This window comes from Streptomyces sp. NPDC043427, from assembly GCF_056436655.1.
Map to the genome: position 1 here is coordinate 76,623 of NZ_JBWKCC010000024.1, position 25,929 is coordinate 102,551.

Below are 25,929 nucleotides of genomic sequence, written 5' to 3' on the forward strand. Positions count from 1 at the left end.
GAGTTCACAGCTTGCCGCCCCGCCCGCCGTCGCGCCGCGCGGGCGCGATCAGCGTCGACAGATACGGCAGGGGAGCCCCGTCGAGGTCGGCGGCCGCCCGGATCGACTCGTCGGTGAGCCCGAGTGCCGACCCCCACACGGCGTCACCGAGCCGCCCGGTCTCCCGCAACGCCTCCGCGACCTCGCCCGCCTGCCGCCCGAACTTGTACGCGACGACCGTCCCGGGCCCGGCGAGCGCGTCCTTCAGCACCGCGGACCCCGCGGTCACCGGCACCAGCGTCAACGGCTCCGTCCCCTCGGTGAGTACGGCACCCGACCGGGCCGCCAGATCCTGCATGGCGGTGATCCCGGGCACGGTCTCGACGCCGACACCCGGCACCAGCTCGGCGATGGTCTGCGCGAGATAGGTGAACGTGGAGTACACGTTCGGGTCGCCGATCGTCGCGAAGGCGACCGTGCCGTGCTCCCGCAACAGCCCCGCCACCCGCTCACCCGCCGCGTCCCACGCGGCCTCCCGCCGCTCCCGGTCGGTGCGCTCGTTCAACGCGAACACCACCCGGACGACCTTCTCCTCGGGCACGTAGTGCAACACGGTCGCCTCGGCCCGCCCGCGCTCTCCGCCATCTCTTCCATCAGGCGCAGCCATCACCGGCACGACGACGACATCCGCCTCGCGGAGCGCGTTGACCCCCTTCACGGTCACCAGCTCCGGATCGCCCGGCCCGACCCCCACTCCGATCAGCCTGCTGCTCATGACGTCCGGCACCTCTCCACGAACCGACGGGCCACACTGGGCTCGGACGCCCAGTGCGTGTGCAGATAACTCGCGTGCACACCACCTTGTACAAAACCTTCGACGCGCCTGACGGGGGTGCGCACCCCCCAGGCGGGGGCCGTTCCGGCGCCGGGCTCGACGACCGTGCGGTGGAACTCGTGCCCGCGCAACCGCGTGCCCGCCGCGGCGAGCACACTGTCGCTCACGGCCACCGCGTCCCGATACCCCAGAGTGAGCCGCTCCGACATCCGCGCGGTGGCATCCAGCACGCCGCACATCGGCTGCCCGTCCAACTCCCGGCACAGATACAGCAGTCCGGCGCATTCCGCCGCCACGGGAGCGCCACTCAGGGCCAGTTCGGTGACGGCCTTGCGCAAAGGCTCGTTGGCGGCGAGCTCGGCGGCGTACACCTCGGGGAAACCGCCGCCGATGACGAGCCCGGCGGTGCCCTCCGGGAGTTGTTCGTCCCGCAGGGGATCAAAGGTGACCACCTCGGCACCGGCGGCGGCGAGAAGCTCGGCATGCTCGGCATAGGAGAACGTGAACGCCTCTCCACCGGCGACGGCAATGACCGGCCCGGGCGTGTGAGGGCGAGGCCCCTCCAGGGCCGACATCGGGGGCCCGGGGGCTGCGGCCCCCAGGGGCGGGACGGGCAGGGGCGGCGGGGGCGCAGAAGCCAGAGCCTCAGCCGCGTCCCAAGCCGCACCCTCCAACGCACCAGCACTCCGCGCCAGCGCCGTCAGCGCCTCCAGGTCGCACCCTCGGGACACCTGTGCCGCCATCGCCTCGACGGCGTCGACCGCAGCGGAGCGCCGCTCCGCGACCGGCACCAACCCCAGATGCCGCGAAGGCGTATCCACCTGCGGAACCCTCCGCAGCACCCCCAGCACCGGCACTCCCGCCGAATCCAACGCCTCCCGCAACAACTCCTCATGCCGGTCCGACGCGACCTTGTTCAGGATCACGCCCCCGACCCGGACCTCCGGATCCCAGGAAGCGAACCCGTGCACCAGCGCCGCGACGGACCGCGACTGCGACGACGCGTCGACGACCAGCACCACCGGCGCCCGCAACAGCTTCGCGACATGAGCGGTGGACGCCAGCTCCCCTTCCCCCGCCGCGCCGTCGTACAGGCCCATCACACCCTCGACGACGGCGATGTCACACCCGCGCGCGCCCTGCGCGAACAGCGGCCCGACCAACTCCGGCCCGCACAGGTACGCGTCGAGGTTCCGCCCCACGCGCCCGGTGGCGAGCGCGTGATACCCGGGATCGATGTAGTCCGGCCCGACCTTGTGCGGGGACACGGCGAGCCCCCGCGCGGCGAACGCGGCCATCAACCCCGTGGCAACGGTGGTCTTGCCGCTGCCCGAGGAGGGCGCGGCGATGACCAGCCGTGGGACGGAAGAAGTCACCACTCGATGCCCCTCTGCCCCTTCTGCCCGACGTCCATGGGGTGCTTGACCTTGGACATGTCGGTCACGAGGTCGGCGAAGTCGACGAGCTTCTCGGGCGCGTTCCGCCCGGTGATCACCACATGCTGGGTGCCGGGCCGATTCCGCAGGACATCGATCACCTCATCGGTGTCGACCCACCCCCAGTGCATGGGGTAGGCGAACTCGTCGAGCACGTAGAGCCTGTACGTCTCGGCGGCCAGGTCCCGCTTGACCTGCTCCCAGCCCTCACGGGCCTTCTCCTCGTTGTCCATCTGCTGATCCCGCTGCACCCACGACCAGCCCTCGCCCATCTTGTGCCAGTCGACGGAGCCGCCCTCCCCGGACGCCCCCAGCACCCGCAGCGCGTTCTCCTCGCCGACCTTCCACTTCGCCGACTTGACGAACTGGAACACCCCGATGGGCCACCCCTGGTTCCAGGCCCGCAGAGCGAGCCCGAAAGCGGCGGTCGACTTGCCCTTCCCCACGCCCGTGTGCACGACCACGAGCGGCCGATTACGACGCTGCCGCGTCGTCAGCCCGTCGTCCGGCACTACACTCGGCTGCCCCTGCGGCATTACGCGGCCCTCCTCGAATAACCCTGCACATCCCTGACCAGCCCGGCGATCGAGTCGGCCCGCAACTCGTCCAGCGTCACGGCCGTACCCCCCAGCTCACCGGCGAGTTGCCCCGCGAGCCCCAGCCGCACGGGCCCCGACTCGCAGTCCACGACGACCGAGGCGGTGCCCTCGGCCGCGAACAGCCGAGCCGCCCGCCCCGCCAGCGCGACGGGCTCCGGCCCACCGGTGGCCCGCCCGTCCGTCACGACCACGACCAGCGCCCGCCGCGCGGGATCCCGCAACCGCTCCACGCGCAGCACGTCGTGCGCCTTGAGCAGTCCGGCCGCCAGCGGCGTCCGCCCGCCGGTCGGCAGCGTCTCCAGCCGGGCCGCCGCCGCGTCCACGGACGACGTCGGCGGCAACGCCACATCGGCCGCCGACCCCCGGAAGGTCACCAGACCCACCTTGTCCCGCCGCTGGTAGGCGTCAAGCAGCAGCGACAGCACGGCACCCTTCACGGCACTCATCCGCTGCCGCGCCGCCATCGATCCGGAGGCGTCCACCACGAACAGCACGAGGTTGCCCTCACGCCCCTCCCTGGTCGCCTGCCGCAGATCGTCCCGGCGCACCACGAGCCCCGGCCCCGACCGGCCGCGCGCCCGCTGGTGCGGCGCGGCCGCCTGTACGGTCGCCGCCAGGTGCAGCTTGGTGAGCGTTCCCCGGGGCCGTCGGGCACCGGTCGTCCGCCCGTGCTCGGTCCGCGCCCGCGAACGCCGCCCGGCGGCACCCTCGCCGATGCCCGGCACGCTCAGCACCTTCGTACGGAACGGCTCGGAGGCCCGTACGGCGGACTGCTCACCAGCTCCCGAAGCCTGCGGTTCGCCTCCCTCACCGGCCTCGGGCTGCGCGCCCGTGTCACCGCCCTGCGGCCCCTCCTCGGGCGACGGCTCCCCGCCGCCCCCACCGGGCCCGTCCGGACCGGAGTCGGGGTCGGGGTCGGGGTCGGGGTCGTCATCGGGTTCGGGGGAGTCCCCGAACTCCTCCAGCGTCTCGTCCAGCTTGTCCTCGTCGAGCCCCGGAGCATCGAAGGGATTGCGCCGCCTGCGGTGCGGCAACGCGAGCAGCGCCGCCTGCCGTACGTCCTCAGCCAGCACATCGGTCCGCCCGGCCCAGGCGGCCAGCGCGGTCGCCGTACGCGCCATCACGATGTCGGCACGCATGCCGTCCACCTCGAAGGCCGCGCAGGTCGCCGCGATCTGCCGCAGCGCCCCGTCGCCCAGCCGCACCGACGGCAACAGCTCCCGCGCCGCCACGATCCGCGCCCGTACGGCGGCCTCCTCGTCGGCCCACTTCGCCGCGAACCCGGTCGGGTCGTCGTCGTAGGCGAGCCGCCGTCGCACGACCTCCACCCGCTGGTCGGGCTCCCGGGAGGCAGCCACCTCCACCGTCAGCCCGAACCGGTCCAGCAACTGCGGCCGCAGCTCGCCCTCTTCGGGGTTCATGGTGCCGACGAGCAGGAAACGGGCGGCGTGCCGTACGGAGACACCCTCGCGTTCGACGTACGAGGCGCCCATCGCGGCCGCGTCCAGCAGCAGGTCGACGAGGTGATCGTGGAGCAGGTTGACCTCGTCGACGTACAGGATCCCGCGATGCGCGTCCGCGAGGAGTCCCGGCTCGAAGGCTTTCACGCCCTCAGCCAGCGCCCGCTCGATGTCCAGCGCGCCGACCAGCCGGTCCTCGGAGGCACCGACGGGCAACTCGACCATCCGGGCCGGCCGCTCGACGCCGCCGCCGGCTTCGTGCGGCCCGTCCGGGCACGCCGGGTCGGGCTTGGCCGGGTCGCACGAGAAACGGCACCCGGGAACGACGGGGACCTCGGGCAGCAACGCGGAAAGCGCCCGCACGGCGGTGCTCTTCGCGGTGCCCTTCTCCCCTCGGACCAGCACACCACCCACGGCAGGGGAGACGGCGTTCAGCAGCAGCGCGAGCCGCAGGTCGTCCTGCCCGACGACAGCCGTGAACGGAAACGGGGTACTCACTTGTCGTCGCCCTCCAAGTCGCCTTCCAGCTCCAGGTAGGTGGCACGCAGCCGCTCCAGCGTGTCCGCGTGGGGCTCGGCCCACAGACCACGGTCGGCGGCCTCCAGCAGCCGCTCCGTGATGCCGCGCAGGGCCCAGGGGTTGGACTTCTTCATGAAGTCACGGTTCTCCGGATCGAAGACGTACTCCGCGCTGAGCTTCTCGTACATCCAGTCGTCGACCACGCCCGCCGTGGCGTCGTAGCCGAAGAGGTAGTCGACGGTCGCCGCCATCTCGAAGGCGCCCTTGTAGCCGTGCCGCCGCATCGCCGCCATCCAGCGCGGGTTGACCACGCGGGCGCGGAAGACGCGGTGGGTCTCCTCGCCCAGCGTCCGCGTCTTCACCTGATCCGGGGTGGCCGAATCACCCACGTAGGCCTCGGGGCTGGCGCCCGTCAGATGGCGCACCATCGCCACCATGCCGCCGTGGTACTGGAAGTAGTCGTCGGCGTCGACGAGGTCGTGCTCACGGGTGTCGACGTTCTTCGCGGCCACGGCGATCCGCTTGAACGCCGTCTCCATGTCGCCCCGCGCCGCCCGCCCGTCGAGCCCGCGCCCGTAGGCGTAGCCGCCCCACACCGCGTACACCTCGGCGAGGTCCGCGTCGGAGCGCCAGTTGCGGGCGTCGATCAGCGGCAGCAGACCCGCGCCGTACGCGCCCGGCTTGGAGCCGAAGACACGGGCCGTGGCCCGGCGTCGGTCGCCGTGCTCGGCGGTGTCCTCGTCGGCGTGCGCCTTCACGAAGTTGCCGTCGGCGGGCTCGTCCAGCTCGGCGACCGCCCGCACCGCGTCGTCGATGAGCCCGACCACGTGCGGGAACGCGTCCCGGAAGAACCCGGAGATACGGACCGTCACGTCGATGCGCGGCCGGCCCAGCTCCTCCAGCGCAACGATCTCGAAGCCGGTCACGCGCCTCGACGCGTCGTCCCACACGGGACGGCAGCCCAGCAGTGCCAGGATCTCGGCGATGTCGTCGCCCTGGGTGCGCATCGCGGACGTACCCCAGACCGTCAGACCGACGGACTTCGGGTACTCGCCCGTGTCCTGGAGGTAGCGCTGCACCAGCGAGTCCGCGAGCGACTGGCCGACCTCCCAGCTCAGCCTCGACGGGATGGCCTTGGGGTCGACCGAGTAGAAGTTCCGGCCCGTCGGCAGCACGTTGACCAGCCCGCGCGTCGGCGAACCGGACGGGCCCGCCGGGACGTAACCGCCGTCGAGGGCCCGCAGGATGTGCCCGATCTCGTCGGTGGTCTTCTCCAGCCGCGGTACGACCTCGGTGCAGGCGAACTCCAACACCGCGACGGCGTCCGGGAGTTCGGTGCCGAGTGCTTCACGGACGAGAGCCGGGGCCGCCGTCACGTCCCACGCCCGGGACTCCATCCCCTCCGCGATCCGCCGGCACAACTGCTCCAGCAGGTCGATCGCGTCGGCCCCCGTGCGGGACGGACCCTCCACCAGGTCCGTCAGCTCCACCGGCAGCTTCACCGGCGCGCCCGGCTCGGCCAGCAGCTCCTTCTCCACGAGGCCGAAGTGCGCGGCGAGCGCAGCCCGCAGCCCCGGCAGCGCGTTCGCCTTGCCGCCCCACACCTGTGAGGCGCGCAGCACGGCCAGCACGAGGTTGACGCGCGGTTCACCGACCGGGCCGCCGCCCAGGATGTGCAGCCCGTCCCGGATCTGCACGTCCTTGATCTCGCACAGATAGCCGTCGATGTGCATGACGAACTCGTCGAAGTCGTCGTCGCCGGGCTGCTCGGCCACGTGCAGGTCGTGGTGGAGCTCGGCCGCCTTGACCAGCGTCCAGATCTGGGCCCGTACGGCCGGTGCCTTGGTCGGGTCCAGGTCGGAGACGAGCGCGTACTCGTCGAGGAGCTGCTCCAGCTTGGCGAGGTCGCCGTAGGTGTCGGCACGCGCCATCGGCGGCACCAGGTGGTCGACGACCGTGGCGTGCCCGCGCCGCTTGGCCTGGGTGCCCTCACCGGGGTCATTGACGATGAAGGGGTAGATCAGCGGAAGGTCGCCGAGGACCGCGTCCGGCGCGCACCCGCCACTCAGGCCGAGCCCCTTGCCCGGCAGCCACTCCATCGTGCCGTGCTTGCCCATGTGGACGATCGCGTCGGCGCCGAAACTGTTCTCCAGCCACCGGTAGGCGGCCATGTAGTGGTGCGACGGCGGCATGTCGGGGTCGTGGTAGATCGCGATCGGGTTCTCCCCGAAGCCGCGCGGCGGCTGGATCATCACGACGACGTTCCCGAACTGGAGGGAGGCGAGGACGATGTCGTCCCCGTCGACGTACAGGCTGCCCGGCGGCTCACCCCACGCCTCCAGCATGGCGTCCCGCAGCTCGGGGTCGAGCTTGTCGAACCACGCCCGGTAGTCGGCGAGCGGCACACGCGCGGGCGCGGCGGCCAGCTGGTCCTCTGTCAGCCACTCGACGTCGTGACCGCCGGCCTCGATGAGACGGTGGATCAGCTCGTCGCCGTTGTCCGGGTACTGGGTCAGGCCGTATCCGGCGTCCCGCAGCGCGTCGAGCACGCGTACCGCCGACGCGGGCGTGTCCAGCCCGACCGCGTTGCCGACCCGCGAGTGCTTGGTCGGATACGCGGTGAAGACCAGCGCGAGCTTCTTCTCCGCGTTCGGCTTGTGCTTGAGCCGCGCGTGCCGTACGGCGATCCCGGCGACCCGCCCGGCCCGCTCGGGGTCGGCGACGTAGACCGGGACGTCGTCGGGGCCCTGCTCCTTGAAGGAGAACGGCACGGTGATGAGGCGCCCGTCGAACTCCGGGATCGCGACCTGCATCGCCGCGTCCATGGGGGAGAGGGCGGCGTCGGACTCGTCCCAGGCGGCATGCGAGGAGGTGAGGCAGAGTCCTTGCAGCACCGGGATGTTCAGGTCGGCGAGCGCCCCGATGTCCCAGGACTCCTCGTCGCCGCCCGCCGAGGCCTGCGAGGCGTGCGTGCCGCCGGCGGCGAGGACGGTGGCGACGAGGGCGTCGGCCCGGCCGAGGATCTCGTACAGCCCGGCGTCCGCACCGCGCAGCGAACCGCAGTACACGGGAAGCGCGTTGGCGCCCCGCGCCTCGATCGCGTCGCAGAGCGTGTCCACGAAGGCGGTGTTGCCGCTCAGTTCGTGCGCCCGGTAGAAGAGCACGCCCACGGTGGGACGGCCGTCCACGACAGCACGCTCGCCGTGGACGCCGTACTCGGGCATCTTCTGCGGCTCGACGAACCCCTCACCCGTCAGCAGCACGGTGTCGGAGAGGAACCGGGCCAGCTCGGTCAGGTTGGCGGGCCCGCCCTCGACGAGGTACCTCAGCGCCTCCGCCACGACACCGGCGGGCACCGACGACTCGGCCATCAACTCCGCGTCGGGCACGGTCTCTCCGCCGAGCAGCACGGTCGGGATGCCGGACGCCTTCAGGACCGCCAGCCCGTCCTCCCAGGCCCGCTTGCCTCCGAGCAGTCGTACGACGGCGATGTCCGAGCCCTCGATGAGGCCGGGGAGTTCCTCCGCGGCGTCCACCCGGGTCGGATTGCCGATCCGGTACGACGCACCGGAAGCGGCCCGCGCCGCCAGCAGGTCCGTGTCGGCGGTCGACAACAACAACACTGTGCTCATGCGGGCGCTCCCGGTGGAATGAAAGGCAGTCCTTGCGGCGCGCCCGACTCGATGAGCCGCCGGAGCGCGTCCGTGTCCGCGTGCTGTTCGATCAGGTCGCCGAGCCGGTCGAGCTGCTCCTCGCGCAGCGCGGCGAACGAGGTGTCGGGGGCCGGCACGAAACGGCGGCCCGCGGCGGCCGCCACCTCGCGCAGGAAGGCCCGCCGGAAACCGTCCGACTCCAGCGAACCGTGCCAGTGGGTTCCCCAGGTCTGTCCGACCCGGCAACCGTCGAGGCTGTGTCCTTGGTCATCGGAGATGAACGCTTCCCCTCCGTGGACGTCGGCGACCCCGTGATGGATCTCGTACCCCTCGACCCGCTCGCCGAGGGCTTCCCCCACCGGCCGGGTGAGGGTCTTCTCGCGGGCGAACCGCACCCGCACGGGCAGCACGCCGAGCCCGTCGACGTGCCCGAGCCGGCTCTCGACCTCGTCCTCGATGTGCTCGCCGAGGATCTGGAAGCCACCGCAGATGCCGAGGACGGGCCGCTGTTCGGCGGCCCTGCGCTCGATGGCCTCCGCGAGCCCCCGCTCCCGCAGCCACTCCAGCGCCCGTACGGTCCCCCGCGTCCCCGGAATCACGACGAGGTCCGCGTCGGCCAGTTCCTCCGGCCGGTCCACGAACCGCACCACGACACCCGGTTCGGCGGCCAGCGCGTCCACGTCGGTGAAGTTGGACATGAGGGGAATCGCGCAGACGGCGACCCGCAGCACGTCCTCGCCGACGGGCGGGGCGACGTTCGACTCCCGCACCGTGCCCCGCAGGGACACCCTCAGCCCGTCCTCCTCGTCGATGCCGAGCCCGTGCCGGAACGGGAGAACCCCGTACGTGTGCCGTCCGGTGAGCCCGTGCAGCATGTCGAGCCCGGGTTCGAGCAGGGAGACGTCACCGCGGAACTTGTTGACCAGGAACCCGGCGACACACTCCTGGTCCTCGGGCGACAGCAGGGCGACGGTCCCGAAGAAGGAGGCGAAGACCCCGCCGCGGTCGATGTCGCCGACGACGAGCACGGGGAGCCGCGCGTTGCGGGCGATCCCCATGTTCACGATGTCCGTCCGCCGCAGATTGATCTCGGCGGGACTCCCGGCCCCCTCACAGATCACCGCGTCATACGTGCCCCGCAACTCGGCGAGACAGTCCAGCACCGTCCCGAGCAGCTTCTGCTGCCGCCCACCGTGATAGCCACGCGCACTCAACTCACCCACGGGCTTCCCGAGCAGCACGACCTGACTGCTCTGCTCCCCGCCGGGCTTGAGCAGCACCGGGTTCATCAGCGCGGTCGGCTCGACCCGACAGGCCTGGGCCTGCATGGCCTGCGCCCGCCCGATCTCCGCACCTTCCCGTGTGACGAACGAGTTGAGCGACATGTTCTGCGCCTTGAACGGCGCGACCTTGACGCCCTGGCGCACCAGCCACCGACAGATCCCGGCGGTGACGACACTCTTCCCGGCATCGGAGGTGGTGCCGGCGACGAGCAACCCGCGCCCGTTCACGAGAGACCTCCTACCGGCTGTGGGCGGTCGTTCGGCAGGGCGATGGGGGTGCCCCCGCTCGAGTGAAGCCGAGAGTGGGGGAGGGTGGCCACGGTCTGCAGCGCCGGGCGCCTCGTAACCCGCCCCCGCAGCAACGCCCCCGCCGCACTCACCCCGAGCGCCAGCCAACTCACCCGCCGCGACAACCGAACAGCCCGCTCGATGTCCCGCACCTCCACCGCACGCCCCTCTCCATTCAGCACAGGCCGATGCTCCACACGCCCCTCGTACGACAACGTCCCGCCCAGCCGCACCCCCAACGCCCCCGCGAACGACGCCTCCACAGGCCCGGCGTTGGGACTCGGGTGCTTGGCCGCATCCGCACGCCAGGCCCGTACGGCCCCCCGCGGATCGGGCCCCGCCACAGCCGCCAGCACCGCGGTCACCCGAGCCCCCGGCCACCCGGCGACGTCGTCGAGCCGCGCAGAAGCCCACCCGTACCGCCGATAACGGGCCGACTTGTGCCCGACCATCGCATCCAGCGTGTTGACCGCCCGGAACCCCAGCAGCCCCGGCACGCCCGCGATCCCGCCCCACACCAGCGCCCCCACCACCGCGTCCGACGTGTTCTCCGCGACGGACTCCACGACGGCCCTGGCGATCCCGTCCGCGTCGAGGGCCTGTGGGTCCCGCCCGCACAGATGCGGCAGTCGTGCCCGCGCCGCGTCGACGTCCCCCGCTTCGAGCGCCCGCCCGATGGTCCGGGCTTCCCGGCCGAGTGAAGTCCCCCCGACGACGGCCCAGGTGGCGGCACCGGTCAGCGCGACGGAAGCAGCCGGGGAGGGGCGTACCGCACGAGCGGCCATGGCGCCGAGGGCGACGGCGCCACCGGCGCACACCGCGGTGTGCAGCGCCCCCCACCCCCGGTGGTCGCGCCACAGCACCCGCTCGACGGCACCCGCGGCCCGCCCGAACGCGGCGACCGGGTGTCCGCGGCGGGGATCGCCGAGGAGCAGGTCACCGAGGAGGCCGGCGGCGGCGCCGTACGCGAAGACGCGATCGGCACCCATCGGCTCAGCCGTCCGTGGGGTCGGGCAACAAGCTGGTACTGGCCCTCAATCGGCAGCCGCGCATGGCGATATGTCCTCACTCAGGGTGTCCGCGCCCTGGTTCGACGAGACCGGCGGTGAGAGTTCCTGGCTCCCGGGGCTTCCTACCCCGGTGACAGTGGCGGGACCGCGCCGGATTCTCACCGGCTTCCTCTCCTGCCGCCGTACATGGCTCCGGCAGTCCACCACGGCCCCGGAAGAGCCGTCAACTTGCTGTTGACCTGCGACGGGAGAGTGTGGAGAACCCCACACGCGGGCCGTCGAGGGCGTCACACGCGCACGTGGGGTGCGGGACGACGATCCGTCCCGCACCCCACGTGGTGCCCGTGTGCCGCCGGTCAGGCGGCGATCAGGCGATGATCAGGGAGATCCCGTACGCCACCGCCGCCGCGCACGCCGCGAAGCACACGTACGCGCCGGTGACCGCGAGAGCGGCGGAGCCGCCCTGGGCCGCGGCCCGCTCGCGCCGGGAGAGGCCGGTGATGCCGAGGGTGAACAGGGCCACGAGGGCCACGGTGACCACGAGGCTGACCCCGAAGACGGAGCCGAGAGCCGCCCAGTCGATCTTCATGCTGTCTCTTCCTTCATACCTGGCGTACGGACCGGATGCGGCTCAGACGGTGGTGGTGGCCGGCGGGGCGGACTCGGCCGCGGAGGCCGGGATCGTCGCCGACAGGTCCTCGGCGACCGTGCCCGCGGGCGGCGGGCTCACCACGGCGATCGCGGTGGTCACCACGCCGGGCGGCTCCTCGGAGTCGTTGACGTTGCTGTGGTCGACGACCTCGCGGCGCGAGATCTTCCAGATCGCGGCGCTGGAGGCGACGAGGAAGACGGCGACGACGGCCGTGCCCCAGTCGCCGAAGCCGGTCACGTACTCCGCGAGCGCGCCGACCAGGGCCGCGGCCGGGAGCGTGAGGCCCCAGGCGACGAACATGCGGGTGGCGGTCGACCAGCGGACGACGCCGCCCTTGCGGCCGAGGCCCGCGCCCATCACCGAGCCGGAGACCGAGTGGGTGGTGGAGAGGGAGAAGCCCAGGTGGGAGGAGGCCAGGATGACCGTCGCGGCGCTGGTCTGGGCGGCGAAGCCCTGCTGCGGCTGGAGGTCGGTCAGGCCCTTGCCCATGGTGCGGATGATGCGCCAGCCACCGAGGTAGGTGCCGAGCGCGATGGCGAGGCCCGCGGAGAGGATGACCCACAGGGGCGGGTCGGAGTCGGGGGCGACGGCGCCGCCGGCGACCAGGGCGAGGGTGATGATGCCCATCGTCTTCTGGGCGTCGTTCGTGCCGTGCGCGAGGGAGACCAGGCCGGCGGAGGCGATCTGGCCCGCGCGGTAGCCCTTCTCGGCGGCCTTGCCGTCGGCCTTCTTCCCGAGGGTGTAGGACAGGCGGGTGGCGAGCATCGCGGCGACGCCCGCGACGATCGGAGCCGCGATCGCCGGGATCAGGACCTTGGTGACGAGCGCGTCGCCGTGGACCGCGCCGACGCCCGCCGAGGCGATCGTGGCACCGATCAGACCGCCCATCAGGGCGTGCGAGGAACTGGAGGGCAGGCCCACCAGCCAGGTCAGCAGGTTCCAGAGGATCGCGCCGACCAGGGCGGCGAAGATGACCTCGGGACGGATGCCGGTCTCGTCGACGAGACCCTTGGAGATCGTGTTGGCGACCTCCACCGAGAGAAAGGCGCCGACAAGGTTGAGCACGGCGGACATGGCCACCGCGACCTTGGGCTTGAGTGCACCGGTGGAGATGGTTGTGGCCATCGCGTTGGCGGTGTCGTGGAAACCGTTCGTGAAATCGAACGCGAGTGCGGTTACTACCACAATCGCGAGGATCAGCGAGAAGCTTTCCATTTACCCAGGCAATCGTTCGAGGTCATTGGCTGAACGACCGTAAGTAACCTGAGTGAACGGAAGATGAACTGAGGCAGGCGTCGAAGTGTCGCAAACGGAAGGCCGCGGCTCCGTTCCGAAACGGCGGCCCGCACGCCCTCCGCTCATGAGCCCCGGGCGAGCTCCCGCAGGCCGCTGCCGGAGCCGTTGAAGACGTTCTGGTCACCCGGCAGGCTGCCGCGGTTGTCGTACTGCCAGAACGTCCAGAACGACCAGCCGGCGGGCAGCGCCCCGGCGTCGGCCGCATCGTAACGGGCGATCCACAGGGCGTGATCGGCGGCGAAGGCGCGGCTGCGGCCGGTGCAGGTGTTCCACCAGTGCGTGGTCGTGTAGATCACCGGACGGCGGCCGGTGAGCCGCTTCACCTCGGCGCTGAACGACGCGATCCAGCCGACCATGCTCGCCCTGCTCAGGCCGTAGCACTTGTGCTTCTTGTCGTAGGGGTTGTATTCGATGTCGAGCGCGGGCGGCAGCGTCCAGCCGTCCGCGGTCCAGCCGCCGCCGTTGCGTACGAAATGCGCCGCCTGCGCCCTGCCTGACGACGTGTCCGGCAGTGCGAAGTGGTAGGCGCCGCGCATCAGGCCCGCGTCGCGCGAGCCGCTGTACTGCTGGTCGAAGTGCGGGTTGCGGTAGTCCGTGGACTCGGTCGCCTTGATGTAGACGAACCGGGCGCCCTCGGCCTTCGCCTTCTGCCAGTCCACGATCTTCTGGTGCGACGAGACGTCGTGCCCCTTCGGCAGGGCCGCCGCCGATGCCGGTATCTCGACGAGTGCGGTGCACCCGATGGCGAGGGCCGTCACGTGCGCCGCGAACATGGGGACGCGGTGACGGGACGGTTTACGGTCACGGGCCATGGTTCCCCCCGGAATGGCGACGTGGCGATGGTGCGATGTGGTGATGTGGTGATGTGCAGACAAATCCCCCGAAGGGTACTTGAGGATCGGTGAAACTCCGTCACTATCCGGCCAACCCGTGAGGAAAGCGGTTTATGCGGATATACGCCCTGCCGAAGGTGTGGCTTCCGGCCTGAAGTGCCCAGCACCGAGGCGCACCGGGGCCCGCCCTGGCAAGATCACCGCATGGCTGAGCAGTCGAGGGACCAACGGGGTGAACGGGATGTACGGGGTGCGCAGGGGCGCGCGCAGGAGGCGACGGCCTGGGAGGCGCTCGTCGCCACCGCCCGGCGGACCGTCGCCGACGGCCTGGTCGTCGGGACCTCCGGCAACGTGTCGGTCCGCGTCGGCGACACCGTCCTGGTGACACCCTCGGGCGTGCCGTACGACCGGCTGACGCCGGGCGACGTGACCGGCGTCGACCTCGACGGACGGCAGGTGCTCGGCACGCTGGTGCCGACCAGCGAACTGCCCATGCACCTCGCGGTGTACCGCACGACCGACGCCCGCGCGGTCGTCCACACCCACGCCGTGCACGCCACCGCCGTCTCCACGCTCGTGACCGAACTCCCGTCCGTCCACTACATGGTCGGCGCCCTCGGCGGGCCCGTCCGCGTCGCCCCCTACGCGACCTACGGCACCGACGAGTTGGCCGAGAACGTACGCGTCGCTCTGACCGACCGCTCCGGCTGCCTCCTCCAGAACCACGGCACCCTGACCTACGGCACCACCCTCGACCAGGCCTACGACCGCACGGCCCAACTCGAGTGGATGTGCCGCCTGTGGCTCACGGCGTCGTCGGTGCCGGGTCTGACCCCGAGCCTGCTGTCGGAGGAACAGGTGGCGGAGGCGGGGGAGCGGCTCAGGGGGTACGGGCAGCGGGGGTGACGGGTGACGGGTGACGGGGCGAGCCTGGTCGGCGCCTGCCGGGGTACCGCAATGGAGTGAGCCTTCTCGTCGCCGTGCGCCGTCGCCTCTCCGGGGCAGCCCCCGCAGCGCGTCCCCTGTCGCGCCCTGCGCCACGCTCCGGGTCCTACCTCGCGTCCCACCTCGCGCCACCTCTCGCGTCACTCCGAACCGCCGTACCGCTGGCCGGTGACGGGGTGCGCCGGGACACTGGAGCCGTGCGTACTGTCAAAGCGACGGCCGCCGTCGTCACCGCAGTCCTGGCAGCCGGCGCGGCCAGCGTCGCCGCCGGCCGGTTCGCGAGCGACGCGGCGCTCCGTCCGACGCCGGGCAGGCCGCTGCCCACGGAGCCCCGGCTCACCGTGCACGGCACGGCCGCGGGCCGCATCACCCTCACCCGCGCCCTGGCCTCCCAGCGCCCCGGCACCTACGGCCTCGCCGGTGACGGCTCCCACGCGGTCGTAGGCGCCGTCCTCGACAGCACCCCGCACACCGCCGACACCGTCGTACGCCGCCTGGAACGCGTCACCCACGGCACCCTGAACCCCGGCGACGCGGTGTGGTTCACCCCCAACGTCCACGTCGGCAACCCGAGCGCCGCCCTCGGCCTGGACCACGCCGACGTCGACGTCCCCGGCGAGCTCGGCGCACTGCCGGCCTGGTTCGTGCCCGGCGCCCGCGACACCTGGGTGATCGCGGTGCACGGCCTGGGCGCCACCCGGGAACACACGATGAACGTCATGGAGTTCCTGCACCGCCACCGCTTGTCGGTGCTCGCCCTCGCCTACCGCGGCGACCTCGGCGCGCCCCGTTCGCCGGACGGCCTCCACCACTTCGGGGAGACCGAGTGGCGCGACGTGGACGCGGCGATCCGGTACGCGGTGCGGTACGGCGCCGAGCGCGTCGTCCTGTACGGCTGGTCCACCGGTGCCACCATGGCGCTGCGCGCCGCGGCGCACTCCGGACTGCGCGAGAGGGTGTCGGGGCTGGTGCTGGACTCCCCCGTCCTCGACTGGGAGGCCACGGTACGGGCGCTCGCCGCCGCCCGTCGGACGCCGGGCGCGCTGCTTCCGCTGGCCGTACGGGCCGCGCAGGGCCGCACCGGTCTCGACGGCCGCCGCATCGCCGAGGCCGCCGACCCCGGCCGGCTCCGGGTGCCGACCCTGATCGTCCACGGCCCCGACGACACGATCGCCCCCTGGGCCACCTCCCGCCGACTCGCCGCCCGCCGCCCCGGCCTGGTGACCCTCCACACGGTCCCCCAGGCCCCCCACGGCGCCATGTGGAACGCCGATCCCCAGGGCTACGAGGAGGCCCTACGCCGCTTCCTCACCCCCTTGATGTAGCCCTCGCCTGATGTAGCCCTCGCCCCTTGCCGCACGGCGTTCCCGCTGTTGCCACCCCCTGCCCCCGTGCAGCGCCGCTCCCCACTTCCCGTGGCAACGGTGCTCAGCCCCCACGCACGCATCCGGCGGTGCCGGACCCTCCCGCACCACACCCCTGTTCCCCCCTGCGCCGCCCCCGTTCCACACCGGTCGTCCTCATTCCGTTTAAGGCCGTACCACTGGCCTGATCTCGGCCCTGAGTCCCCCGCGGGACCCCTTGCGTTGGCCATCCCCGTCGCCCCCCGTGACATTCCGTTTGGGTTTTCGGACCGTCAACCGGAAGACTGCACCCGTGACGTCCCGTATCCCGCGCGACTCCAGGCTTCGACTCGTCCGTCCGCGACCCCTGGCCGCCGCCCCCAGAGCCGTGAACCAGCGGCGCCCGCACCGCCCCGCACCCCGCCCTCCGGAGGGCACGCCGGCCCCCGCGGAGCTGGCCAGAATGGCTCGCTCCGGACTGGCCGCCGCAGCCCGTCTCGCCCGCTGGGCCGACGGCTCCCTCGGCCCCGGCCGCCACGGCGCCACCGCCGACGGCAAGGCCACCCTCGCCGACGCGACCGCCGAACAGGCGGCACGCGAACTCGGCCTGACCGCCGATCAGGTCCGCGCCGACTGGGACACGGCCCGCCTGGCCGGCCTCGTCGAGGTGCACGGCGACAGCGCCCGCCCCGGCTGGCGGCTGCGCGCCTGGGACCGCGACGACAGCGCCGTACTGCGCGGCTGGGTCGCCCTCTTCGACGCCTGGTCGCTCGCCTACCCGGAACCCGGGGACTCCGAGGGTCACGAGCCCGCCGCCGTCGCCGAGGTCGTCTCGGCGATGCCGCAGGTGCTCTCCTTCCTCCAGCTCTCCGCCGGCCCCGTCCCGGTGCCGCAGCTCCTGGACCTCCTCCAGCAGCGCGTCACCGAACTGCGCACCGAACGCTGCGAGATCCCCTACGGCCCACAGCGGCAGCCGATGTCCCTCGCCGCGGCCGAGCCCGCCGGGCCCGCGCCCGACGCCCACCCCGCGCAGCCCGCCGAGGACACCGAGCTCGCCCCCCTCCTCGACTGGGCCCTGCGGGCCCTCGGCTCCGTCGGCGCGCTCACCTACGGCGACGGGCAGGCCACCCTCACGCCGCTCGGCAGCTGGGCGGTCTGGGTGAAGCTGGAGCAGATCTGCGTGGCCGCGCAGAGCCCCGCCGGGAACATCGAGCAGGCCGCCGAGGACATGCTGCGCGGCTGCGCCCAACTGCGCCCCAACGCGGCCCGCGCCGAGTACCGCGCCTGGCTCGCCGCCCGCCCCGTCGGCAACGCCGTCACCGAGCTGCTGGTCGCCGCCCGCGGCGAGGACGCCCTGCTGCGCGGCCTCGCCTTCGAGGCGCTGCGCGTCGTCGGCGCCCCCGCCGAGCCCGACGTACGGGCCGTCGTCGAGGATCCGGCGCTGCGGCCCTACGCCTTGCTGTGGCTGGCCGAGCACGACGGCGTTGACCCCGAGGACGCCCACGAGGTGCTCACCCGCGAGGAGGCCACCTGGCTGTGGGTCGACACCGCCGCCGCAGTCGCCGACCACGGCGAGGCACCGATGCTCGTACGGCATCTGGAGTCCGCGCTGCAGCCGACCGTGCCCGCGCTCCTCGACGAGGTGCGCGCCGTCGGACACCCCCGCACCGTGCAGGTCCTCGTCGCGCTGGCCGCCGCCCACCCCGATCCCGCCCTGGCCAAGGCCGTGCGCCGCGCGGCCTTCCAGGTGCACACCGGGGGCAGCTGAACGGCCCGGCCTCGGCCCTGTGTCAGCCCGTCATCTCCGGGGCGTAGGTGCCGAAGCTCCAGATGTTGCCCTCGAGATCGCGGGCCATGTAGTCCCGCGAGCCGTAGTCCTGGTCCGTCGGGGGCATCAGGATCTCCGCGCCGTGCTCCACGGCCCGCCGGTGGTGTGCGTCGGCATCGTCCACGACGACGTACACCCCGCTGGGGCCCGCGCCCTTCATCGCGGTGTCGAAGACACCGCCGGTGCCCTTCGAGCCGAGCATTACCGCGCCGTTGCCCTGGGTGAGTTCGGCGTGCAGCACCAGGCCGTTCTCGCCTTCGTACACGGACAGTTCCGTGAAACCGAAGGCCTCGGTGAGCTGCCTGATCGCCGCCTTGGCGTCCGAGTACACCAGCGTCGGGTACAAGCTCGGGCGTCCGCCGCTCCTGCCTGCCATGCCGATCACTCCCTTGTGATCCCTGCTGCGACCCCTGCTGTGGTCCCTGCCGGAAATCCCCTCGCCATCCAGTCTCGCAGCGCCCACTGACAACGGCCCCCGGAAGCTGCGGCCCCTCGGCTAGAACGCCTGAACACAGAAAAAGTGGTTGCACGGCCCCGGTAGAATGGCCCCCATGGCCATTCTCCTCGCGCATTAGACGGCGGGAACGTCCTCAGCCGCCCATCCCGCCAACGACCCCGCACTGGAGTCTGTCCGTGATCTCCGCCTCCGGCATCGAGCTGCGCGCCGGTGCCCGCGTCCTCATCGAGTCCGCCACGTTCCGAGTCGCCAAGGGCGACCGCATCGGCCTGGTCGGCCGCAACGGCGCCGGCAAGACCACCCTCACCAAGGTCCTCGCCGGCGAGGGCATCCCCGCGGCGGGCCAGGTCACCCGCTCCGGCGAGGTCGGCTACCTCCCGCAGGATCCCCGGACCGGCGACCTCGACGTCCTCGCCAGCGACCGCATCCTCTCCGCGCGCGGCCTGGACACCCTGATCCGCAAGATGCGCGACAACGAGCAGCGCATCGCCAACGGCCAGGGCGCCACCCGCGACAAGGCGATGAAGCAGTACGAGCGCCAGGAGACGGAGTTCCTCACCAAGGGCGGGTACGCCGCCGAGGCCGAGGCCGCCACCATCGCCGCCGCGCTGAACCTGCCCGATCGGGTGCTCGGCCAGCCCCTGCACACCCTCTCCGGTGGTCAGCGCCGCCGTGTCGAGCTGGCCCGGATCCTGTTCTCCGACGCGGACACCCTGCTCCTCGACGAGCCGACCAACCACCTCGACGCCGACTCGATCGTCTGGCTGCGCGACTACCTCAAGACCTACCGCGGCGGCTTCATCGTGATCTCCCACGACGTCGACCTGGTCGAGACGGTCGTCAACAAGGTGTTCTACCTGGACGCCAACCGCGCCCAGATCGACGTCTACAACATGGGCTGGAAGCTGTACCAGCAGCAGCGCGAGGCCGACGAGAAGCGCCGTAAGCGGGAACGGCAGAACGCCGAGAAGAAGGCCGCCGCACTGCACTCCCAGGCCGACAAGATGCGCGCCAAGGCCACCAAGACCGTCGCCGCGCAGAACATGGCCAGGCGCGCCGACCGTCTGCTCGCCGGACTCGAGGCGGTACGGGTCTCCGACAAGGTCGCCAAGCTGCGCTTCCCCGAGCCCGCGCCCTGCGGCAAGACCCCGCTGACGGCCGAGGGCCTGTCGAAGTCGTACGGCTCCCTGGAGATCTTCACCGACGTCGACCTGGCCATCGACAAGGGCTCCCGGGTCGTCATCCTCGGCCTCAACGGCGCCGGCAAGACGACCCTGCTGCGGCTCCTCGCCGGTGTCGAGCAGCCGGACACCGGCGCCGTCGTCCCCGGCCACGGGCTCAAGATCGGCTACTACGCCCAGGAACACGAGACCCTCGACCCCGAGCGCACGGTCCTGGAGAACATGCGCTCGGCCGCCCCCGACATGGACCTGGTCGAGGTCCGCAAGGTGCTGGGCTCGTTCCTGTTCTCCGGCGATGATGTCGACAAGCCGGCCGGTGTCCTCTCCGGCGGTGAGAAGACCCGTCTCGCGCTCGCCACGCTGGTGGTCTCCTCGGCGAACGTGCTGCTCCTCGACGAGCCGACCAACAACCTCGACCCCGCCAGCCGCGAGGAGATCCTCGGGGCGCTGCGCACCTACAAGGGCGCGGTCGTCCTCGTCACCCACGACGAGGGCGCGGTCGAGGCGCTCCAGCCGGAGCGGATCATCCTGCTGCCGGACGGCGTCGAGGACCTGTGGGGTGCCGACTACGCCGATCTCGTCGCCCTGGCGTGATCCACTGCGGCTTCCCGAGGCTTCTCATGGCTTGATCCACTGCCTATGGATCATTCGGCCTATCCGTGATCCATCATCTGTGTGAGATCTCCTCGTATCGAGGTGTGTCCTACATCGATTTCGCGGCCGATCCCTTTGTCGACAAGGGATCGGCCGTCGTGCGTCCCTGACCTGGCATTTCGCGAAAGAACCCGTTCGGCGGTACGGACACGAACGGGTGGAATCGTCGCTTCCGTTTGTGGGGACGCACTCCTGTCGTCAAAACCCTGTCGCACGGACCTTGCCGAATGGGTGGCCAGGAAGCCCCGGAGGGGTGATCATGAGGGGACCAGAGCGCACTTCCCATGAGGAGGACCGGGTGGCCGAGACTCTGAAGAAGGGCAGCCGGGTGACCGGCGCCGCGCGCGACAAGCTCGCGGCAGACCTGAAGAAGAAGTACGACTCCGGTGCGAGCATCCGAGCACTGGCCGAGGAAACCGGCCGCTCGTATGGCTTCGTACACCGGATGCTCAGCGAGTCGGGCGTCACGCTGCGTGGGCGTGGCGGAGCAACGCGGGGCAAGAAGGCCGCATCGTCCTGACTCCGGGCGGCCCATCGGCTTCGATGGTGGCCACCCGGTCGATTGATTGATCGGCCGGGTGGTTACTGTGCAGTCACTTAGCTTCGCTCTGCTGACCGCACTCATCGGAGGCGCCCCATGGCCACGTCCGGCCAGGAACTCGTTCCCCTGCTCGACAAGGACGGCGTACGGCTCACCGTCGACGACGCGCTCGCCACGGTGACGCTGACCAACCCGGCCAAGCGCAACGCACAGAGCCCCGCCTTGTGGCGGGCGCTCGCCGAGGCCGGGCGGTTGCTGCCGGGCTCCGTCCGTGTGGTCGTGCTGCGCGGTGAGGGCAAGTCCTTCTCCGCAGGGCTCGACCGGCAGATGTTCACGCCCGAGGGGATCGAGGGCGAGCCGTCGTTCATCGATCTCGCCCGCAGTGCCGACGCCGAACTGGACGCGGCCATCACCGAGTTCCAGGAGGGATTCACCTGGTGGCGACGGAACGACATCGTGTCCATCGCCGCCGTCCAAGGGCATGCCATCGGTGCGGGCTTCCAGCTCGCGCTCGCCTGTGACATGCGCGTCGTCGCCGACGACGTGCAGTTCGCCATGCGCGAGACCAGTCTCGGGCTCGTGCCCGACCTCACGGGCACGCATCCGCTGGTTTCGCTGGTCGGGTACGGCCGTGCGGTGGAGATCTGTGTGACCGGGCGGTTCGTGCGTGCGGAGGAGGCGGTCAGCTCGGGGCTGGCGAATCTTGCGGTGCCGTCGGAGGAGCTGGACGGGGCGGTGGCGGACCTGGCCGGGGCGGTTTTGGCCGCGCCGCGGGATGCGGTGATCGAGACCAAGGCCTTGCTGCGTGGTGCGGGGGGTCGTGGGTACGACGAGCAGCGTGCGGCTGAGCGTGCTGCGCAGGCGCGGCGGCTGCGGGAGCTGGCCGGCGTCGGCGAATGATGCCCTGCGTCGACAGGCACCCGGCGTTGGTCGCTGCGCCTGCCCTTCCCCGCTCTCGGCTTCACTCGAGCGGGGGGCCCATCGCCCCGCGGAACGCCTGCCCACGGCGAGGCGGAGCACAGCCGGTGGTCAGCTCACCGTTGTGACCAGTACCGCCACCGTCGGGTGATCCTGCAGCGACTCCCATACCGCTGTGCGTACCGCGCGGGCCACGTCCAGTGCGCGGTGGTCCGCCTGTACGGCGATCTCCACGCGCGCGTGGCGGCGGGGGAGGGCCGTCGTGTCGTCGGCGCGCTCCTCGAAGTGGATCGCCCGGCCCAGGCCGCCCAGGGTGCCGGTCAGGCGGGTTACGCCGGGGACGGCCAGGGCGGCTGTGGCGGCGCGGGACTCGTCGGGGGCCATGTCCGGTCTGGCTTCCGTTGGCTCGGGTGGGCGTACGGGTTCGGGTTCGGGCAAGGCATCCAGCAGGGCCGTCACCCGCAGGTCGATTTCCGTCACCGTCAGGCCGAGGCGTTCCGCGGCGGTCGTCGCCAGGGCCGCGCGCAGGCGGGAGGCGACTGTGGGCAGCGGCTCGGACGGGGCCGCTGCGGCGAAGTCCGCCGTCACTCGGAGGGGGCCTGGTGGCAGGGCGCTCGGCGGCGGGGGGACGGCGGCCTCGTAGGCCCCCTCAGGGTCCGCCGACCCGATCCGCAGGGCACCGAGGCGCACCCCGCGCACACCCCGCACGCCCTGCCGTAGCACCGCCTCCGCGGCGTTCTCCGCGATCCAAGCGCCGTCGCTCAAGCCGCCCAGGGGCAGGAGCCTGCCGAGGCGTAGCTGTTGCCGTACCGTCTGCGTCCATCCGTCCGCCGTCATTGCTCCAGCCTGCCGCATCCCTGGCGCGGAACAGCGCAACGGCGCTTACCGTGGTCGAAGGAAGACAAATCGGAAGGGACGTGCGGCGATGGCCGACATCACGGAGCAGAACCGGACGCAGACCTCCGAAGGCGAGAGGGACACGCCGGTACAGACCCGCAAGACCACCAGGCGAGGCGGCGGGGATCCGGCAACCCGGGGGCGGACCACGATCGCCGACGGGGTGGTGGAGAAGATCGCCGGAATGGCGGCACGGGACGTCGTGGGCGTCCACACGATGGGCGGCGGAATGTCGCGCACCTTCGGAGCCGTGCGGGACCGAGTGCCCGGCGGGACGAAGTCCGTGACACGCGGCGTCAAGGTCGAGGTCGGCGAGGTGCAGACCGCGCTCGATCTGGAGATCGTCGTCGAGTACGGCGTCTCGATCACCGACGTCTCCCAGGCGGTGCGCGAGAACGTCATCGCGGCCATCGAACGGATGACCGGCCTCGAAGTGGTCGAGGTCAACATCGCGGTGAGCGACGTGAAGCTGCCCGAGGAAGAGGAAGAGGAGCCGGAGACCCGGCTCCAGTGACCCATCCCGGAACCGGACCGGTGGGCGGGCCGGCCGACAGACGGACAGGCTGAGGAGCGCACCATGAGCATGGCAGTGGTCGGCATGATCGCCGGCATGGCACTGGGCTTCGCCGGGTATTTCGGCGGTTTCGGTGCCTTCCTGCTGGTGGCGGCGCTGGGCGCCGTCGGCTTCGTCGTCGGCCGGTTCCTGGAAGGGGCCTGGGAACTCGGCGACTTCTTCCACACGCGCGAGGAGCGGCGGCGGTGACGTCCGGTGAGTGAAGGGACCGGCGCGCCCGACGGACGCCCGGCAGCCGTCCCGCCGGGTGAACGGGGCGCCACCCGGATCGCGGACCGGGTCGTGGCGAAGATCGCCTCACAGGCGGCGCGCGAGGCGGTCGGTCCACTGCCCTCGGACGCCTCGCCCCCGCACGCCACGGTGGTGGTGCGCCCCCACGCCGCCGGGCCGGCGTCGACGGGGCGGATCTCGACCGATGCCGCCCACGTCAGCGTGCACCTCGAACTCGAGTACCCGTGCGACGTCGGTACCCGGAGCCGTCAGGTGCGTCGGCATGTCACCGAGCGGGTAGGCGCGTTGGTGGGAATGCAGGTGCCGGAGGTCGCCGTGTACGTCGAACGGCTGCATCCGGCGGCGGCGCACGGCCTGGCACAGGGGAGGACGCGATGAGCGAGCCCCAGGGCTCCGAGGGCACCACACAACGACTGCCGGTCATCGAGAAGGACGTCGGAGACGACACCGGCGCCGAGACCGACACCGGCACGGGCCGGCCGGCCCAGTCGGCGTCCGCGGCGGAGTACGAACCGCCGCCACCCCTCGTGGACGGCGAGGACGGCGGCAACCGCCGCTTCTGGTCCGCGCGCCGCGTCCCCGCGGGCATCGTCGCGCTGCTGCTCCTGGTCGCAGTGGGCGCCTTCCTCTACGACATCGTCGCCGTGCGCGCGGGCCGCTCCGCCCTCGCCTGGCGCAAGGAACTGGCCGGACAGCTCGCCGAACGGCCCCTGGACGACATCTGGGTGCTGCTCGGCGCCGCTGTCGCCGCCGCACTCGGCCTCTGGCTGATCGTGCTGGCGATCACGCCCGGCCTGCGGGACGTCCTGCCGATGCGGCGCACGCACCCCGACGTACGCCCCGGACTGCACCGGCGCGCCGCCGCGATGGTGCTGCGCGACCGGGCCATGGAGGTCGCCGGCGTGCAGTCGGCACGCGCGCGTGTCCGCCGACGCAAGGCCGACGTGCACGCGCTCTCCCATTTCCGTGAACTGGACGACGTACGCGAAGACCTGGACGCCGTGCTCGCCGACGCGATCCGGGGGCTGGGTCTGACCCGGCCGCCCGCGCTGTCGGTGCACGTACGGCGGCCCGGCCGGAAGGGGTGAGGACGATGCTCAGGACCGTCAACCGGGTGCTGATCGGGGTCGTCGGCCTCCTGCTGGTCGTACTGGGCGGCTCCGTGCTCGCCGTCGGCCTCGGCGCTCCCGCACCGTCCTGGTGGATCCACCAGGACCGCCACGACGTGCTCCTCAGCGACTCCGAGCGCACCCGCTGGAAGGACTCCGGCTGGTGGTGGCCGGTCGTCATCGCGGTACTGGCCGTCCTCCTGCTCCTCGTCCTGTGGTGGCTCACCGGGGTCCTGCGCCGACGCCGGCTCGCCGAGGTCCTCGTCGACACGGGCGACGGCGCGGGCGCCCTCCTCCGCGGCCGCGCCCTGCAGTCCGTACTGGCCAGGGAGGCGTCCGAGTTGGACGGAGTGTCCCAGGCCCACGCCCACCTCACGGGCCGCCGTACGGCTCCGGAGGCCCGGGTGAGGCTCCGATTGGAACCTCACGTGGACCCGGCGACGGCCCTGCACCAGCTCACGACAGAGGCCCTGGCCCACGCACGCAGTTCGGCGGGCCTGGCGTCACTCCCGGCAGAGGTCAGGTTGAGGGCGGTCAAGCATGGTGAGGAAAGGGTGAGTTGAAGCGCCCTGAGAGCGGCGCGGGGCTGTATCGATGTGCGGACTGGCCGCGTGGGCGCGAGAACCCACCACGGCCCGCACCCGACCTCAGAACCCGTGCCGCATCCCACCGTCGACGGGCAACATGATCCCCGTCAGGTAAGAAGCCGCCGGGGACAGCAAGAACGCCGCCGCCCGACCGAATTCCTCAGGCGTTCCATACCGCCGCAACGGAATCCGCGACTCGTTGGCCGTACGAGTGGCCGCAGGATCCGCCGACAACCCATCCAGCTCGCGCACGCGGTCCGTGTCGATACGGGCCGGCAGCAGCCCCACGACCCGGATCCCGCGCGGCCCCAGCTCGTCGGAGAGGGACTTCGCGAACCCGGCGAGCCCCGGCCGCAGCCCGTTCGAGATGGTCAGCCCAGGAATCGGCTCGTGCACCGACCCCGACAGCACGAACCCGATGACCCCGCCGGCCTCCAGCTCCGCCGCCGCCGCGCGAGCGAACCGCACCGCACCGAGGAACACCGAGTCGAACGACGCCTGCCACTGCTCGTCCGTGTTGTCGGCGACGAAGCCGGGCGGCGGCCCGCCGACGCTGACGAGGATGCCGTCGAAGCCCCCGAAGTGCCCGCGTGCGGCCGCGATCAGCCGCGTCGGCGCCTCGGGGTCGGCGTTGTCCACGGCGACGCCGACCGCGTCGGGGCCGAGCCCGGCCGCGGCCTCGGCGGCGCGCTGTTCGTCCCGTCCGGTGACGATCACCTTCGCCCCGTCGGCCACGAGCTCGCGCGCGGCCGCGTTGCCGAGGCCGCGCGTGGCCCCGGTGACGACGTACACCCGGTCCTTCAGTCCAAGATCCATGGCCC

24 protein-coding genes and 1 riboswitch are annotated in these 25,929 nt (G+C 72.0%); of the genes, 11 read left to right on the top strand and 13 right to left on the bottom strand.

The window, feature by feature from the left end; genetic code table 11:
- Window positions 1-4: 4 nt before the first annotated feature.
- The 10 genes from cobI to AC067M_RS31330 form a co-directional block, all read right to left on the bottom strand.
- The gene (gene cobI / locus AC067M_RS31285) at window positions 5-754 is read right to left on the bottom strand and encodes a precorrin-2 C(20)-methyltransferase (protein WP_478700395.1); all 750 of its coding nucleotides are present in this window, start codon (window positions 752-754) and stop codon (window positions 5-7) included.
- On the bottom strand, window positions 751-2,190 hold the full coding sequence (locus AC067M_RS31290) for a cobyrinate a,c-diamide synthase (RefSeq protein ID WP_478700396.1): 1,440 nt from the start codon (window positions 2,188-2,190) through the stop codon (window positions 751-753). Before AC067M_RS31290 ends, cobI begins: the two co-directional genes overlap by 4 nt.
- The gene (cobO, locus tag AC067M_RS31295) at window positions 2,187-2,786 is read right to left on the bottom strand and encodes a cob(I)yrinic acid a,c-diamide adenosyltransferase (RefSeq protein WP_478700397.1); all 600 of its coding nucleotides are present in this window, start codon (window positions 2,784-2,786) and stop codon (window positions 2,187-2,189) included. Before cobO ends, AC067M_RS31290 begins: the two co-directional genes overlap by 4 nt.
- Entirely contained in the window at window positions 2,786-4,807 is a 2,022-nt protein-coding gene (locus tag AC067M_RS31300; protein WP_478700398.1) for a putative cobaltochelatase, read from the bottom strand. Before AC067M_RS31300 ends, cobO begins: the two co-directional genes overlap by 1 nt.
- The gene (gene cobN, locus AC067M_RS31305; RefSeq protein ID WP_478700399.1) at window positions 4,804-8,460 is read right to left on the bottom strand and encodes a cobaltochelatase subunit CobN; all 3,657 of its coding nucleotides are present in this window, start codon (window positions 8,458-8,460) and stop codon (window positions 4,804-4,806) included. Before cobN ends, AC067M_RS31300 begins: the two co-directional genes overlap by 4 nt.
- Window positions 8,457-9,992, bottom strand: a complete 1,536-nt coding sequence (locus tag AC067M_RS31310; RefSeq protein ID WP_478700400.1) for a cobyric acid synthase — start codon at window positions 9,990-9,992, stop codon at window positions 8,457-8,459. The genes cobN and AC067M_RS31310 overlap by 4 nt, the downstream gene beginning before the upstream one ends.
- Complete coding sequence (locus tag AC067M_RS31315) at window positions 9,989-11,041, bottom strand: cobalamin biosynthesis protein (RefSeq protein WP_478700401.1); 1,053 nt, start codon at window positions 11,039-11,041, stop codon at window positions 9,989-9,991. The genes AC067M_RS31310 and AC067M_RS31315 overlap by 4 nt, the downstream gene beginning before the upstream one ends.
- A gap of 101 nt (window positions 11,042-11,142) precedes the next feature.
- Window positions 11,143-11,282: riboswitch (cobalamin riboswitch) on the bottom strand.
- 147 nt (window positions 11,283-11,429) lie between these two features.
- Window positions 11,430-11,651, bottom strand: a complete 222-nt coding sequence (locus AC067M_RS31320) for a hypothetical protein (RefSeq protein ID WP_478700402.1) — start codon at window positions 11,649-11,651, stop codon at window positions 11,430-11,432.
- A 42-nt stretch (window positions 11,652-11,693) separates the two neighbouring features.
- Window positions 11,694-12,929, bottom strand: coding sequence for an inorganic phosphate transporter (locus tag AC067M_RS31325; protein WP_478700403.1), 1,236 nt, complete (start codon window positions 12,927-12,929; stop codon window positions 11,694-11,696).
- Window positions 12,930-13,072: 143 nt separating this feature from the next.
- On the bottom strand, window positions 13,073-13,822 hold the full coding sequence (locus AC067M_RS31330; RefSeq protein WP_478700404.1) for a lysozyme: 750 nt from the start codon (window positions 13,820-13,822) through the stop codon (window positions 13,073-13,075).
- A gap of 225 nt (window positions 13,823-14,047) precedes the next feature.
- Between AC067M_RS31330 and AC067M_RS31335 the strand changes: the two genes are divergently transcribed.
- From AC067M_RS31335 to AC067M_RS31345, 3 genes are all read left to right on the top strand, one after another.
- The gene (locus AC067M_RS31335; RefSeq protein ID WP_478700405.1) at window positions 14,048-14,749 is read left to right on the top strand and encodes a class II aldolase/adducin family protein; all 702 of its coding nucleotides are present in this window, start codon (window positions 14,048-14,050) and stop codon (window positions 14,747-14,749) included.
- Window positions 14,750-14,985: 236 nt separating this feature from the next.
- The gene (locus AC067M_RS31340) at window positions 14,986-16,113 is read left to right on the top strand and encodes an alpha/beta hydrolase (protein WP_478700406.1); all 1,128 of its coding nucleotides are present in this window, start codon (window positions 14,986-14,988) and stop codon (window positions 16,111-16,113) included.
- 481 nt (window positions 16,114-16,594) lie between these two features.
- On the top strand, window positions 16,595-17,899 hold the full coding sequence (locus AC067M_RS31345; RefSeq protein ID WP_478700407.1) for a hypothetical protein: 1,305 nt from the start codon (window positions 16,595-16,597) through the stop codon (window positions 17,897-17,899).
- 22 nt (window positions 17,900-17,921) lie between these two features.
- Here AC067M_RS31345 and AC067M_RS31350 read toward each other — a convergent pair whose 3' ends face one another.
- Window positions 17,922-18,335, bottom strand: coding sequence for a VOC family protein (locus AC067M_RS31350; RefSeq protein ID WP_478700408.1), 414 nt, complete (start codon window positions 18,333-18,335; stop codon window positions 17,922-17,924).
- Window positions 18,336-18,592: 257 nt separating this feature from the next.
- On the opposite strand from AC067M_RS31350, the gene AC067M_RS31355 reads away from it, so the two are divergent.
- From AC067M_RS31355 to AC067M_RS31365, 3 genes are all read left to right on the top strand, one after another.
- Complete coding sequence (locus AC067M_RS31355) at window positions 18,593-20,191, top strand: ABC-F family ATP-binding cassette domain-containing protein (RefSeq protein WP_478700409.1); 1,599 nt, start codon at window positions 18,593-18,595, stop codon at window positions 20,189-20,191.
- A gap of 358 nt (window positions 20,192-20,549) precedes the next feature.
- On the top strand, window positions 20,550-20,771 hold the full coding sequence (locus AC067M_RS31360; RefSeq protein WP_004002281.1) for a helix-turn-helix domain-containing protein: 222 nt from the start codon (window positions 20,550-20,552) through the stop codon (window positions 20,769-20,771).
- Window positions 20,772-20,888: 117 nt separating this feature from the next.
- On the top strand, window positions 20,889-21,692 hold the full coding sequence (locus AC067M_RS31365; RefSeq protein WP_478700410.1) for an enoyl-CoA hydratase/isomerase family protein: 804 nt from the start codon (window positions 20,889-20,891) through the stop codon (window positions 21,690-21,692).
- A 129-nt stretch (window positions 21,693-21,821) separates the two neighbouring features.
- On the opposite strand, the gene AC067M_RS31370 is transcribed toward AC067M_RS31365, so the two are convergent.
- Entirely contained in the window at window positions 21,822-22,547 is a 726-nt protein-coding gene (locus AC067M_RS31370) for a nucleopolyhedrovirus P10 family protein (RefSeq protein ID WP_478700411.1), read from the bottom strand.
- A gap of 88 nt (window positions 22,548-22,635) precedes the next feature.
- Here AC067M_RS31370 and AC067M_RS31375 point away from each other — a divergent pair, with 88 nt between their 5' ends.
- The 5 genes from AC067M_RS31375 (at window position 22,636) to amaP (ending at window position 25,084) form a co-directional block, all read left to right on the top strand.
- Window positions 22,636-23,121 (top strand): Asp23/Gls24 family envelope stress response protein, encoded by a 486-nt coding sequence (locus tag AC067M_RS31375; RefSeq protein WP_478700412.1) that lies wholly within the window; start codon window positions 22,636-22,638, stop codon window positions 23,119-23,121.
- Window positions 23,122-23,184: 63 nt separating this feature from the next.
- A complete protein-coding gene (locus tag AC067M_RS31380; RefSeq protein ID WP_478700413.1) occupies window positions 23,185-23,370 on the top strand; it encodes a hypothetical protein in 186 nt (61 codons plus the stop codon).
- A 6-nt stretch (window positions 23,371-23,376) separates the two neighbouring features.
- Window positions 23,377-23,790 (top strand): Asp23/Gls24 family envelope stress response protein, encoded by a 414-nt coding sequence (locus AC067M_RS31385; protein ID WP_478700414.1) that lies wholly within the window; start codon window positions 23,377-23,379, stop codon window positions 23,788-23,790.
- Window positions 23,787-24,500 carry a DUF6286 domain-containing protein gene (locus AC067M_RS31390; protein ID WP_478700415.1) on the top strand — a complete coding sequence of 238 codons (714 nt, stop codon included), beginning with the start codon at window positions 23,787-23,789 and terminating at the stop codon, window positions 24,498-24,500. The genes AC067M_RS31385 and AC067M_RS31390 overlap by 4 nt, the downstream gene beginning before the upstream one ends.
- Window positions 24,501-24,505: 5 nt before the next feature.
- Window positions 24,506-25,084, top strand: coding sequence for an alkaline shock response membrane anchor protein AmaP (gene amaP / locus AC067M_RS31395; protein WP_478700416.1), 579 nt, complete (start codon window positions 24,506-24,508; stop codon window positions 25,082-25,084).
- An 84-nt stretch (window positions 25,085-25,168) separates the two neighbouring features.
- Here amaP and AC067M_RS31400 read toward each other — a convergent pair whose 3' ends face one another.
- Window positions 25,169-25,924 carry an SDR family oxidoreductase gene (locus tag AC067M_RS31400; protein ID WP_478700417.1) on the bottom strand — a complete coding sequence of 252 codons (756 nt, stop codon included), beginning with the start codon at window positions 25,922-25,924 and terminating at the stop codon, window positions 25,169-25,171.
- Window positions 25,925-25,929 lie beyond the last annotated feature (5 nt).

Excerpts from the sequence above, each read along its gene's own strand:
- cobI (WP_478700395.1), bottom strand. The coding sequence starts at position 754 with ATGAGCAGCAGGCTGATCGGAGTGGGGGTCGGGCCGGGCGATCCGGAG.
- cobO (WP_478700397.1), bottom strand. The coding sequence starts at position 2,786 with ATGCCGCAGGGGCAGCCGAGTGTAGTGCCGGACGACGGGCTGACGACG.
- cobN (WP_478700399.1), bottom strand. The coding sequence starts at position 8,460 with ATGAGCACAGTGTTGTTGTTGTCGACCGCCGACACGGACCTGCTGGCG.
- AC067M_RS31315 (WP_478700401.1), bottom strand. The coding sequence starts at position 11,041 with ATGGGTGCCGATCGCGTCTTCGCGTACGGCGCCGCCGCCGGCCTCCTC.
- AC067M_RS31320 (WP_478700402.1), bottom strand. The coding sequence starts at position 11,651 with ATGAAGATCGACTGGGCGGCTCTCGGCTCCGTCTTCGGGGTCAGCCTC.
- AC067M_RS31325 (WP_478700403.1), bottom strand. The coding sequence starts at position 12,929 with ATGGAAAGCTTCTCGCTGATCCTCGCGATTGTGGTAGTAACCGCACTC.
- AC067M_RS31330 (WP_478700404.1), bottom strand. The coding sequence starts at position 13,822 with ATGGCCCGTGACCGTAAACCGTCCCGTCACCGCGTCCCCATGTTCGCG.
- AC067M_RS31335 (WP_478700405.1), top strand. The coding sequence starts at position 14,048 with ATGGCTGAGCAGTCGAGGGACCAACGGGGTGAACGGGATGTACGGGGT.
- AC067M_RS31345 (WP_478700407.1), top strand. The coding sequence starts at position 16,595 with ATGGCTCGCTCCGGACTGGCCGCCGCAGCCCGTCTCGCCCGCTGGGCC.
- AC067M_RS31350 (WP_478700408.1), bottom strand. The coding sequence starts at position 18,335 with ATGGCAGGCAGGAGCGGCGGACGCCCGAGCTTGTACCCGACGCTGGTG.
- AC067M_RS31365 (WP_478700410.1), top strand. The coding sequence starts at position 20,889 with ATGGCCACGTCCGGCCAGGAACTCGTTCCCCTGCTCGACAAGGACGGC.
- AC067M_RS31370 (WP_478700411.1), bottom strand. The coding sequence starts at position 22,547 with ATGACGGCGGACGGATGGACGCAGACGGTACGGCAACAGCTACGCCTC.
- AC067M_RS31375 (WP_478700412.1), top strand. The coding sequence starts at position 22,636 with ATGGCCGACATCACGGAGCAGAACCGGACGCAGACCTCCGAAGGCGAG.
- AC067M_RS31380 (WP_478700413.1), top strand. The coding sequence starts at position 23,185 with ATGAGCATGGCAGTGGTCGGCATGATCGCCGGCATGGCACTGGGCTTC.
- AC067M_RS31390 (WP_478700415.1), top strand. The coding sequence starts at position 23,787 with ATGAGCGAGCCCCAGGGCTCCGAGGGCACCACACAACGACTGCCGGTC.
- amaP (WP_478700416.1), top strand. The coding sequence starts at position 24,506 with ATGCTCAGGACCGTCAACCGGGTGCTGATCGGGGTCGTCGGCCTCCTG.
- AC067M_RS31400 (WP_478700417.1), bottom strand. The coding sequence starts at position 25,924 with ATGGATCTTGGACTGAAGGACCGGGTGTACGTCGTCACCGGGGCCACG.